At 57.8% G+C, this 12,236-nt stretch carries 10 protein-coding genes; 4 read left to right on the top strand and 6 right to left on the bottom strand.

Annotated elements, in window-relative coordinates; all coding sequences use genetic code 11:
* Positions 1–28 precede the first annotated feature (28 nt).
* From HMPREF3098_RS08615 to HMPREF3098_RS08625, 3 genes are all read right to left on the bottom strand, one after another.
* Complete coding sequence (locus HMPREF3098_RS08615) at positions 29–460, bottom strand: aa3-type cytochrome oxidase subunit IV (RefSeq protein WP_035112997.1); 432 nt, start codon at positions 458–460, stop codon at positions 29–31.
* Between the two features lie 34 nt (positions 461–494).
* Positions 495–1,613, bottom strand: a complete 1,119-nt coding sequence (locus HMPREF3098_RS08620; RefSeq protein WP_070434793.1) for an aa3-type cytochrome oxidase subunit II — start codon at positions 1,611–1,613, stop codon at positions 495–497.
* 220 nt (positions 1,614–1,833) lie between these two features.
* Positions 1,834–3,597: a pyruvate dehydrogenase gene (locus HMPREF3098_RS08625; RefSeq protein WP_070434794.1), complete on the bottom strand. Its 1,764-nt coding sequence runs from the start codon at positions 3,595–3,597 to the stop codon at positions 1,834–1,836.
* 109 nt (positions 3,598–3,706) lie between these two features.
* Here HMPREF3098_RS08625 and asnB point away from each other — a divergent pair, with 109 nt between their 5' ends.
* On the top strand, positions 3,707–5,644 hold the full coding sequence (gene asnB / locus HMPREF3098_RS08630) for an asparagine synthase (glutamine-hydrolyzing) (protein ID WP_070434795.1): 1,938 nt from the start codon (positions 3,707–3,709) through the stop codon (positions 5,642–5,644).
* Positions 5,645–5,663: 19 nt separating this feature from the next.
* On the opposite strand, the gene HMPREF3098_RS08635 is transcribed toward asnB, so the two are convergent.
* Together HMPREF3098_RS08635 and HMPREF3098_RS08640 are read right to left on the bottom strand one after the other, a co-directional pair.
* Positions 5,664–6,356, bottom strand: a complete 693-nt coding sequence (locus tag HMPREF3098_RS08635; protein ID WP_210385965.1) for a response regulator — start codon at positions 6,354–6,356, stop codon at positions 5,664–5,666.
* Between the two features lie 40 nt (positions 6,357–6,396).
* Positions 6,397–7,812: an ATP-binding protein gene (locus HMPREF3098_RS08640; protein ID WP_070434797.1), complete on the bottom strand. Its 1,416-nt coding sequence runs from the start codon at positions 7,810–7,812 to the stop codon at positions 6,397–6,399.
* A 114-nt stretch (positions 7,813–7,926) separates the two neighbouring features.
* Between HMPREF3098_RS08640 and HMPREF3098_RS08645 the strand changes: the two genes are divergently transcribed.
* Complete coding sequence (locus HMPREF3098_RS08645) at positions 7,927–9,255, top strand: PspC domain-containing protein (protein ID WP_168156007.1); 1,329 nt, start codon at positions 7,927–7,929, stop codon at positions 9,253–9,255.
* Positions 9,256–9,484: 229 nt separating this feature from the next.
* Here HMPREF3098_RS08645 and HMPREF3098_RS08650 read toward each other — a convergent pair whose 3' ends face one another.
* On the bottom strand, positions 9,485–9,829 hold the full coding sequence (locus HMPREF3098_RS08650) for a HesB/IscA family protein (RefSeq protein ID WP_035112993.1): 345 nt from the start codon (positions 9,827–9,829) through the stop codon (positions 9,485–9,487).
* 211 nt (positions 9,830–10,040) lie between these two features.
* On the opposite strand from HMPREF3098_RS08650, the gene HMPREF3098_RS08655 reads away from it, so the two are divergent.
* Positions 10,041–10,835 carry a DUF3043 domain-containing protein gene (locus HMPREF3098_RS08655; protein ID WP_246815902.1) on the top strand — a complete coding sequence of 265 codons (795 nt, stop codon included), beginning with the start codon at positions 10,041–10,043 and terminating at the stop codon, positions 10,833–10,835.
* Positions 10,836–10,967: 132 nt separating this feature from the next.
* Complete coding sequence (locus tag HMPREF3098_RS08660) at positions 10,968–11,972, top strand: nicotinate-nucleotide--dimethylbenzimidazole phosphoribosyltransferase (protein ID WP_070434799.1); 1,005 nt, start codon at positions 10,968–10,970, stop codon at positions 11,970–11,972.
* Positions 11,973–12,236 lie beyond the last annotated feature (264 nt).

Genomic DNA, 12,236 nt, shown 5'->3' on the forward strand with positions numbered 1-12,236 from the left:
CAGAGTCTAGGAAGCTATTCCTTACGGACTAGTGCTTCTCTGGAGGTAGACCGTACTGCAGGTTCAACATGGTGCCGGCCCAGATCAGTACAACCGCACCGAAGGCAATTAACCAGAAGTGCCAGAAGGCAATGCCGTAAGCCATCAGGACGATAGCAACGGTCATAGCGAATGGCCAGATCGAGCTAGCGGAGAAGAAGCCCAGTACGCCAGCACCATCCTCGATCTCTGCCTCTTCCCAGTCCGCAGGGCCGATATCGGTCTTGTTATCGGTGAGGTGCAGGTAGGCCGCCAGCATCAGTGCCAGCAGGAAAGCCATCGTCAACCCGGTGGCACCCGCCCACTCCAGACCGATCAAGCTAGCCGAGTCCTTCAAGTAGATCGTGGCGAGGATGTAGAACACATCCATTGCGGCGAAAAACATTGCAATGCCGTAGAAGAGCTTTGCGCCTGAAGTCATTTTAAGTCTCTCTTTCTACCTTGAGCTGTGAGGCTTAGCCCTGGTTGCGGTCGACGTAGTTGTTGTCCGTCACGCTACGGGTACCGGTGCGGTCAGAGACAAATGGGTGGGTGGAGACGGAGTAGCCCTCTTCACCGATGGACTTCAGAGCCTCAGAGTTCGGTGCCTTCGGGTTGCTCTTGCGGTACTCGAGGTACTGACTGAACTTCTCAGGGGACACAACGCGAACCTCAAAGTTCATCATTGCGTGGTAGGTACCACACATCTCGGCACAGCGGCCTACGTATGCGCCATCCTCGCTGATTTCCTTAATCTGGAAACGACGCTCAGACTGGTTCTGCTCTGGGTGGTTGTAAGCATCGCGCTTGAACAGGAACTCCGGAACCCAGAATGCGTGAGAAACGTCAGCCGAAGCCAAACGGAACTCGATTGGGGTACGAGATGGGAGAACCAGAACTGGAACCTCATCGGTAGTACCCACGGTCTCGATCTTGTTGAAGTTCAGGTAGCTGTAGTCATCCTTGGACTTGCCGTGGATGGGGCCGGTTGGGTAGTGCTCGTCACCGTTAGGCTCCGCACCCTCGTAGCGGGAGAACTCCGCACGCTTCTGGGCTTCGTCGTCCTTACCGATGTACTTCTGGCCGTCCTTGGTCAGCTCACCGTCAACCTCGGCGTAACCGAACTTCCAGTTCCACTGGTAGGCGGTGACGTCCACGGTCACCTTCGGGTTCTTGTTCAGTGCGGTCGCCACATCCTGGGTCTGCACATTGAAGAAGAACAGGCCCATGACGATAAGGACAGGCAGCGTGGTCAGCACAAGTTCCAGAGGAACGTTGTAGGCGGTCTGGCGTGGGAATTCTTCATTATCACCGCGCTTACTGCGGGCCTTATCGTTGTAACGACCCAGCACGTAGAACATCAGCACCCACATGATGATGCCGACGATCCATGCGGTCACCCAGACCCACACCCAGAAGTTGCCCATTTCCTTGGCTTCTGGAGTTACACCAGTTGGCCAGCCCATACGCAGGGCACGGAAAAATCCGTTGTCCGGGGGTGCAACGTTGCAGCCCGTGAGCAACAGGCCAGCGCCACCGAGCAATCCAGCCAAACCGATACGGCGAGTCAAACCGTGTACTTTTCGCTGTTCCACGCGAGTTTGCCTTCCTCAATCACACGTCACTTCGTCCCCTACTTCGCACCGCGGCACACACTAAGATTCTAGGTTTTACCTGCTCAATCGCCTGCAGTAAACGATTCTGAGCCACGAGGCAGGAGACTGCTTCAAACAATGACCTTAGACCATATACTCATTAAAGCCACTATCTGGCGGGTCACATTTACCTATTCGGGTGTACTCACCCAAGCAAGGGTTAGAACTTATTAGCTTCGATCTGTCCCGCGGCCCCGATATTGCGAAGATTGGACCGCGCCAGATCCACCATTCGACCTACTCCACCACCAAAAACGGTGCGTGCAGCTGCCTTGGAGAATCCCATCATCATCTCCCATGTGATCTCCGGTGGCAGAGACAGGGCGTTTGGATCCGTTACCACGTCGACCAACACCGGACCGTCGTATGCGAGGGCCTCACGCAACACGGGCTCGACGTCTTCCTTCTTCTCTATGCGGTAGGCCTTGATGCCTGCGGCCTGGGCGATGTCGTGGAAGTTGACGGCCTCGTGGTCGGTCTGGAAATCCGGCAGTCCTTCCACCAGCATCTCCAGCTTCACCATGCCCAGCGAGGAGTTATTGAAGACAATCGTCTTCACCGGCAAGTTGTGAAGCTTGACTGTCAGCAATTCGCCCATGAGCATGCCCAGTCCGCCGTCACCGGAAAACGTGATCACTTGGCGGTTTCGATCAGCTGCTTGCACACCGATGGCGTGAGGCAGAGCGTTGGCCATGGTGCCGTGGCGGAAGGACCCAATTTCTTCGCGCTTGCCGTTAGGCGTGATGTAACGCGCACCCCACACGTTGCACATGCCGGTATCAATAGTGAACACGGCATCCTCATCAGCTAGACGGTCGATGGTATCCGCCAAAAACTCGGGGTGGATCGGTCCGGAGGACTTCTTTGCCTTGTCGGTGTAAGCCCCCACCACGTGTTCCAAAGCCTTGGCATGGTTACGCAGTTGCTTATCGAGGAACGACCGATCCGTCTTCTCTTCTACATGGTCGAGGATCGTCTCAATAGTCGCGGCTACGTCACCAACGACCGGGTATTTTACTGTAGTTCGACGCCCAATTGCGCGCGCGTCGACATCCACTTGGGCCACGTTCTCACTGGGTAGGAACTCCGAGTAGGGGAAGTCCGTACCCAACAGAATCAGCAAATCAGCGTCGTGCATAGCATCGCAGGCGGCGCCATATCCCAGCAATCCAGACATACCTACGTCAAATGGGTTGTCATACTGGATGTGCATCTTTCCACCGAAAGCGTGCCCGACCGGAGACTTGATCTTTTCGGCTAGTTTCAACACTTGTTCACGGGCATCGTTGGCGCCTGCACCGCAGAACAACGTCACTGTTTCTGCCTTATTGATGGCTTGTGCCAGGGCCGCCGCTTCACGGGAATCGGGGTAAACCGTAGGGCGCCCGGTGGCGATCTCGGAACGGAGGAACCTATCTTCCTCGCACTTCTGGGAGGAGATATCGCCAGGGATAACTAGGACGGACACGCCGTGGCCCGCCATTGTTGACTGAATGGCATTGTGAATCAGGCGCGTGCCCTGCTCGGTGGAGTTCACCATTTCGCAGTAGCCCGAGCACTCCTGGAAGATTGCTTCCGGGTGGGTTTCTTGGAAGAATTTGGAGCCAATCTGCATGCTTGGGATGTGCGATGCCAAGGCGAGCACCTTGGCCCCATTGCGGTGGGAATCGTATAGGCCTTGGATGAGGTGAGTATTTCCCGGACCACAGGAGCCCGCACACACTGCGAGCTTCCCGGTGACGAGGGATTCGGCCCCGGCTGCGAACGCCGCGGCTTCTTCATTGCGGACGTGGATCCATTCAATGTTGGAACGACGAACTGCATCGACGATCGGGTTCAAGCTGTCGCCAACCAGCCCGAAAATTCTCTGTACACCTTGTTTTTCAAGGTTTTGAACTAGCTGTTCTGCGAAATTCTTAGCCATAATTCTCGACTTTACGCCTCTCAATAAGGCTCTCGCTATGTAAGCTGCAAGCCTGTTGTCGCGTGCCGATGTCGACCACAGTCCCCTACCCGGCGTAAAGTCAGGGCACATGTGTGGATTGCTTGGTTTGATTGCGGCCGAATCGGCTGCGGAAAAGTACGTAGACGCGGTAGCCACCGCCCTACCCTGTATGCATCACCGGGGACCGGATGACAGTGGCACATGGCATGACGACACGGTCGTGTTCGGATTCAACCGGCTTTCCATCATTGATATCGCCCACTCGCACCAGCCTTTGCAGTGGGGTCCGGAGGGCCAAACCGACCGGTACGCGCTGACATTCAATGGCGAGATCTACAACTACATTGAGTTGCGAGAAGAGCTCCAAGCTGCGGGGTATACCTTTAATACCGAAGGCGACAGCGAAACCATCGTCGTGGGCTACCACCACTGGGGCGCGGATGTCGTCAATCACCTGCGTGGCATGTTCGCCTTTGCGATCTGGGATACGGTAGAGCAGAACCTCTTCCTGGCTCGGGATCAGTTTGGCATTAAGCCGATGTATTACGCCACCACCCCAGCAGGCACGGTGTTCAGCTCGGAAAAGAAGTGCATCCTTTCCATGGCCGAGGCTATCGGTTTGAACGAGGATCTGGATATACGAGCAATTGCACACTACACCGATTTGCAGTACGTGCCGGAACCAGAGAGTCTGCACAAGGGTATTCGTCGGCTGGAGTCGGGTTCCTACGCCGCCGTCACCCCCGGCGGAAAGCTCGCCGAAACTCGATGGTTTGAGCCCCGCTTCCCCGTCAAGAAAGTCGCGACCGGCAGCGAAGAAGCCGTTTTCCAGAAGATCGCCGAAGCACTAGAGGATTCCGTTGCCAAGCACATGCGTGCTGATGTGACGGTGGGATCCTTCCTGTCCGGCGGTATCGATTCCACGGCCATAGCGGCCCTCGCCAAGCGCCACAATCCAAACCTCCTGACGTTCACCACGGGCTTCGAACGCCAGGGTTACTCGGAAGTCGACGTAGCCGCAGAATCCGCCGCAGCCATCGGCGCCGAACATATCGTCAAGGTCGTCTCACCTGAAGAATTCGCCGATGCCATCCCGAAGATCATGTGGTACTTGGACGATCCCGTTGCCGATCCGGCCCTGGTTCCGCTGTACTTCGTGGCTGCCGAAGCCCGCAAGCACGTCAAGGTGGTTCTTTCCGGCGAGGGTGCTGACGAGCTCTTCGGTGGATACACCATCTACAAGGAACCGCTAAGCCTGGCTGCATTCGAGAAGATCCCATCCCCAATCAACCGCGTGTTGGGCAAGCTGGGGGATGCGCTTCCTGAGGGCATGCGCGGTAAGTCGCTGTTGCAACGTGGCACCACTCCCATGGAAGAGCGTTACTACGGTAACGCTCGCTCCTTCAACTACCACCAGCTCGAACGGGTTCTACGTGAGGTGCGCCCAGAGTGGGATCACCGCGAAGTCACTGCGCCGATCTACGCCAAGTCCAAGGACATGGACCCAGTAGCGCGGATGCAGCACTTGGACCTCTTTACGTGGATGCGTGGCGATATTTTGGTCAAGGCGGACAAGATCACCATGGCTAACTCGTTGGAGCTGCGCGTGCCGTTCTTGGACAAGGTCGTTTTCGAAGCAGCAGAGACTTTGCCCCACGATCTCAAAATCTCACACGGCACCACCAAGTACGCGCTTCGCCAAGCAATGGAACGCATAGTTCCGGCTCACGTCCTCAACCGCAAGAAATTGGGCTTCCCCGTTCCTATCCGCCACTGGCTGGCCGGCGACGAACTGTACGACTGGGCAAAGGGCACCATCGTGGAATCCGAGACGGACCACATCTACAACAAGCAGGAAGTGTTGCAGATGCTGGACGAACACCGCGAGGCCATGAATTCCGGTTCCGGCCCCGATCACTCCCGCCGCCTGTGGACCGTTCTGGCATTCATGGTGTGGCACGGGATTTTCGTGGAAAAGCGCATCGACCCCAAGATCGACCAGCGCGATTACCCAGTCGAGCTCTAAAAACTGCCCCGCTCGGGCGCTACCAGTTCCCCACCCACCGCGTTAACGCATGCCGATTGCTCTGCTGTGTCTTGCGCAAAATATTCGACACGTGCGTTTCCACGGTCTTCACGGAAATGAACAACCGCTCGGCCATTTCCTTGTACGTGTATCCCCGCGCGAGCAGGCGGAGCACTTCTTTTTCTCGGCGCGTTAGCTCATCGAGCATCAACTGTTTTTCTTCATCTATTTCCGACGCCGCCACCTGCTCCGCAGCCCCCGCTGGGGTTCTGTTCGAATGCACCGGGGTGGGTGTCGAAAATGCATCGAGGACATAGCCAGCCAACTTCGGCGAAAAAACCGCATCGCCCGAGTGCACGCGGGAAACGGCGGAGACCAACTCACGGGATTCGATAGTTTTCGTCACGTACCCGCGAGCGCCAGCGCGAATGAGTGCGATGACGTCCTCTGCGGCATCGGAAACGGAAAGACACAGAAAACGCGTTCGCTGACCAGCTGCCATGCACTGCTGGACGATCGCTAAGCCACCTCCATCGGGCATGTGCACATCGAGCAAAACCACATCGGGCTCCAACTGGGCGATTTTCTCGATTGCGTCTCGCACGCCATCCGATTCCCCGACAATGTCTAGTTGGCCCACACCTGCCGATCCCAGCTCTGCTCGCAACCCGGCGCGGAAGATGGAATGATCGTCCACGAGGAACACTCGGATTGGAGTAGTCGGGGATTGTGGCTCGGCTAAGGGGTGCGGGTTAGTCATCGATTGCTTCTTCACCTTGCAAATAGCGGGGGCTGGGCTGCTCAGGGAACTCTGAGGCCATGTGGGTCTCTTCTCTGGCAGGGTGGCTTAGGGGGAGACGGAAACTCAACTCAGTTCCAAAACTACCTGAGTCGATATCTACCTCTCCCCCGACGCGCTGCATGCGGGCGACGATGGAATCGCGTATCCCGTGCCGATCGATTGGAATACTGGCGGGATCGAATCCCTTGCCACGGTCCCGCACAAAGATTTCAAGTAGGTCGCTGGTACTTTCTACAAACGCGTTGACCTCAGTGCAGCCGGAGTGTTTGGCGGCGTTCACCATAGCTTCCCGGGCCGCGAATACTACCTCTTGAGTAGCGTTCGTAGCTGGACGATCAGCCCCCACGAACACAGGTTGAATCCGCACGCCATACATGTCTTCGACTTCCCCGCTGGCCACGCGCATGGCGCCGAAGACTGTTTGAGTTTTCACGGATTCTTCGGTTCCGAACAGCCACTGGCGGAGCTGGCGCTCCTGGGATCGCGCCAATGAGGTGATCTTTTGGTCTGCAGATTGCTTTTGTATCAGCGCAAGAGTTTGCAGAACACTGTCGTGAATGCGGGATGCGATAATCGCACGCTCACGTTCGCGGGCACGCTCCTCCGCCGCGGCTGCAGCAGTGTTCCACAAGCGTAACCACAAGGGGATGCATACAACTAGCAAACCAATCAGAACGGCTCCGCCTGCCACCATGGACCATCCAAGAGCACCGATGGTCAGGTGCGCGCTTTTACCATCTTCTGTGATCTGCCCCGCAGCGGAACCGTCCGCCACGTTGCTATTGAGAAGATAGACGGCCACTCCGGCTCCGATGGCCAGAAGCACCACTCCCCCCACCGCGCTGGCCCAGCGCACCACCATCCCACGTGTCTGGTGCCTGGCGGCTGGGGTACCACCCGGTTTTCCTTCACTGACTGGGTGCTGTGAACGCAGATTGGTGGGCGCCTTGGAGTTACGCCACACCAACAGCGCACCCATCACCGCGATCGAGATACCAATGGTGGCGGGAACAAATTTCGAGCTGGCGATATTTGCAGCCAGGGTTAACCCCACTGCGATCAGGAGAAGAACCCAATCCACGAGGTCAGGATCTTCAGATAGCCCTTCAAACCCCTTCCGAGCTGCTTGGTCACGACTAGAGAAGCGCTTCGCGCTCACCGGATTGAGGGCTTGCGCTGGGTTATCGACGGCGTCGGTCAGAGTAGCCAAAGCACCGTAAGCCAGCAAACCCACTAGCGGGATTGCTGCTAGGACCGCAAAGATACAGCGCACCCAACGCACATCAATTCCGAGGTGCGCAGCCAATCCGGTGCACACCCCAGCGAGCACACGCCCTTGGCGCACGCGAACATAACGGGGATACATAGTTAAGAGAATGCCAGTGCCGCACCATCAGGGACATCAGGGACTACCCTGAATTCTAGGAATCAGGGGGCGTCCCTGATGTATAACCACTGGTCACCGAACCAAAATGAAATCATGACGAATTCAATGAACTCCCCACATGACCCCTATAAGGTACGATCTACCGAGTCCAACCCGTATGGAGCACCACAAACGGGTTCCCACCAGTGGCAGGATTCCAGAACCTCTGCCGGTTCCGCGCATGACCCCAGCGCCCTCATCCGCACTATCTGGTCAACTCGCCCGGTTCGCCTCCCCAGTGAGCAAAACTCTGATGCTTGGGTATTCGGAGTGGCCGAGGGCATCGGTGTGCGCTACAACATCGATGCCAACTTAGTCCGCCTGTTTTTCGCAATTCTCGCCATCACCGGTGGTGGCGGGTTCCTGCTGTACGGACTCTGCATCCTGCTCATGCCTAAGTACTCCGTACCGCTTTCTCCCTTGGAAGCTGTGCTTAACAACACCAAGGACCCGCGCTATTCGGAAGAAAAGGATTGGGCTTATGCTCTCATTGTGATCATCGCCATCACCACGTTCGGTGCCGGGTGGCTCACGGACGGCTGGGGGTTGGTTGGCCTTTCAGTTGGGGCTTTGCTGCTGTGGTTGTTACACCTGCGCCAGCCCGAGGTTCCACCTGCGCTACATTGGCACCCCTACCCTAGTTCACCGGTTGATGGGAATAAAGACGCCCCCAAGGCTTCCGAGTCCAACCTTCCCATGGGTGAAGCACAAAGTGACCAAGCAGATCCGGTGTTTACCCCGGTCGAAGGGTTCGAGCCCAAGCGACAGACTCCCCCATCGTGGGATCCCCTGGGAGCCGCGCCGTTCGCATGGGATTTACCTGATCCAGACCAGGTATTGGGTGCTCAAACCGTAGATTCTTCCTCTACTGCGACAGGTACCACCAAGAAGAAACGTTCGGGGTTGCGGAAATTTGTAATGGGCGTTCTCGGTGTGGCTCTGGGCATCGCGCTGGTCATGTCCGCGTTCGTTGCCGCGGGCCTAGTTTTCGGAGAACGCGATTCCAGCAGCTCCACCATTGGGAGTACCGGTGCGGTCTATCTGGTCGATAGCGAAGCAGGAAAAACGGATATCTCCATTTCTAGCACCACCGTTTCGCTAGATGACTTGACCATAAACAGCGACAGCAAACACGACATCAATACGTACTCATCTGCTGTGACGATCGAGCTGCCCTCTCAAACCACCGGGCCCAGTTACCGGATCAGGACGGAATGCGAAGCGATCTTCGGCGCAGTAAGCAACTGCGCGGACGCCCGAGACCACGTGGTCAAAGGCAACGACTGGACCCCCGAGCTAGCATCGGACACTGGTCGGCTGCCCATGCTGCGACTGCATATCAAATCGGTGTTTTCCAGCGTGGACGTGCAGACTGGGAAGTAAGGCCAAAGCAAAACTCCGCATGGTCTCTACGGAGAGATATCATGCGGAGTTTTGGGGTCTAGCACGACCGTGTGGCTTAGTACCGACGTACGGTTTGCTGGAGCCCTGGCATAGCTAGTTGCTGGAGCCTTAGCGCGGATTTTTGCTGCAGTCCGAGCGCGGCGTTGTTGCTGCAGCCCTGGCATAGCTTCTTTGCTGCAGCCCTAGCGCGATACAGCCCTAGCGCGGTTTAGGAGAAAGAATCTCCACATGCGCAGGAGCCGGATGCGTTGGGGTTATCGATCGTGAAGCCCTGGGACTCGATGGTGTCCGCAAAATCAATCTTGGCACCCATCAGGTAAGGAGCAGACATACGGTCAACAACCAAGTTCACACCATCGTATTCATCGATTAGATCGCCGTCGAGCTCGCGGTCGTCGAAGAACAGCTGGTATCGCAGGCCAGCGCAGCCACCTGGCTGAACTGCAATGCGCAGGGAAAGATCGGTGCGACCTTCCTGAGCCAGCAGGGTCGATGCTTTTTCCACAGCGGCGGATGTGAGCTCAACGCCGGTGGTCTTTTCTGGAGCTGTCATGTTTCCTCCTTGAATAGGCAGCCTAGGAGTCGTAGGGGCTGTGGACAGAGTCCTGAAGACACAATCCTGAAGACAGAGCCCTAAGGACGATGGACACTTTTATCCACTTACTCATTCACAAACTACTAGGGACAGGTACTTTATTCCACAAGCGGGGCGTAACCTAAATCACTTTTGCTCAAATCACTACCCCTCCATTAGCCTTATTGTCGTGAAAACGCCGTGGAAGAAGACTCAAAGCACCTCGTCCGAGACACAGCCGGGTACTGCCCGCCGCGTCTCTGAATCCGATGTGGCGTCGGATAAAAAAGAGACCACCGCCGAGCCCAAGGCCCCCGTGGTGACCAACGAGCACGACCAGGGCCAGAAAGCATCCACGGATGATGTGCATTCGACCAAGGGCAGCGCGTTCACGCCAAAGAAGGGCCGCCCGACCCCCAAGCGCAACGAGGTCGAGCGCGAGCAGGGCATTCGCCGCGAGGCGTTCGAAGCCCCGACCACCCCTGCGGAGGCGCGCAAACGACGCAAGGAACTCAAGGCTTCCATGTCCAAGGAAGAATACAAGGCCATGAAGCAACGGGAACGCGATCAGGCTGCACGCGAGCGCCGGCGCGTCAACGAACGCATGATGGCGGGCGATGAGAAGTACCTCATGGCACGCGACCAAGGGCCCGAACGCAAGTTCGTCCGCGACTGGGTGGATTCCCACCGCTACCTGATGAACTTGTTCTTACCCATGACGTTGATCGTGATTCTATTGATGATCATCGGCGTGAGGAATCCGCAGGTCGCAAACTTGGCTTCGATCGTGATGATGGTTATCTTCCTCATCATGATCGGCGAGGGCGTGTGGCTAGGCCGCAAAATCAACCGCATGGTGCGCGAGCGCTTCACCCACACCACGCAAGGTGGCTTTGGCTTGGGCTTGTACGCCTTCACACGCGCGACCATGATTCGCCGCCTGCGCACGCCAGCTCCGCAAAAACAGCCGGGAGACAAGGTTTAGGTCTCGATGGGCGTGGTGGGCGCGGTCGATGTGGCGGGCGTAACGGGCGCGGTCGGCGCGGTGGGCGTGATGGGCGCCCGCTCCGTTTAACTCTTCTGCGGACGCCACCCGGCACCCGTCTAAGCTATAGGCATGGCTGAGACTGTCACGTTCCCCGAGATTCCCACGCCCGACGAAGCCGTAGCCCTGCGCGCAACTCAATTGCGGGCCGCGCTGCCCAGTGCTGCAGGCCTGCCCACGGGGAGTTTGGGGGAGCTCGAAAACGCGGTGACGTGGTTGGCTTCGTGCCAAGGTCACGCGCCCGCACAGCAGCCGCAGAATGTGACATTGGTTATCGTCCCCGGCACCCACGGCATTTCCGAAACCGCCCCGGAAATCTCCGCACTACCAGCGAATTTCACGCAGTCCGCCGTGGGCCTCTTGCTCTCGGGGGACTCGCCGATTGCCGTGGCTTGTCGACAGGCTGGTATTGCTCTAGATCTTATCGACGCCCCACTGGGCTCCCCGGCCGCCGCTATCGATGCGGAGGATGCACTGCCAGCCGACATTATGAATGATTTCCTTGCTGCGGGAGCAGCGAAAGCCGACGCACTGGCCGATGCGGGCGCGGGCTTGGTGCTTATCGGAGATCTAGGACGCGGAGTGACAACCGTTGCAAGTGCCATGATCGGTTCAATTTGCGGCGTAGAGCCCGTTAAGATCATCGGACGCGGATCGGGCATTGGCGATGAAGCGTGGCGGGTGAAGGTTCGCGTCATCCGTGATGCGATGTTCCGCGTCCGCGATGATCGCGCTGTCGCAGAAAGGATACTGTACCGCCTGGGCGGAGCGGATATGGCGTACACCGCCGGGTTGCTTGCGCAATGCGCGGCGCGACGAACGCCGGTAATTTTCGACGGGCTTGGGGTGGCTGCGGCTGCGTTGTGCGCGGAGATGTTGGCTCCGGGGGCTTCCCAGTGGTGGCGAGCAGCTAGCCAGTCGGCGGAACCTGCCAGTGAGGTCGCCTTGCGTGGGCTCATGCTCGAGCCCCTCACGAATTGGGGCATTGGAACCGGCCTGGGGCTCGGCGCTGTCATGGCTTATGCGACCGTCGCACAAGCAGTCGCTTTGGTCGATGACCGCGAGCCGGGGGCCTAGGCCGGGCCCCGGCTCGCGATCCCTGCCTCTGCCGGTAGGACTGTCTAATGGTTTGCGTGTGGAGTTCCTGCCACCGTCTCTGCCCCGCCTCTGCCCTGCCCCGCCTCTGTTCCGCCCCGCCTCTGTCCTACCCCGTTTCTGCCCCGTCTCTGTCCTACCCCGTTTCTGCCCCGCCTCTGTCCTACCCCGCCGCCCCACGCACTAATTCACACAATGTGCAGCAGAACTCGAACAAAATAGCGGGTGGGGTCTAGTGGTGAATGC

The organism is Corynebacterium sp. HMSC28B08, assembly GCF_001806865.1.
GTDB classification, from domain to species: Bacteria; Actinomycetota; Actinomycetes; order Mycobacteriales; family Mycobacteriaceae; genus Corynebacterium; species Corynebacterium auriscanis.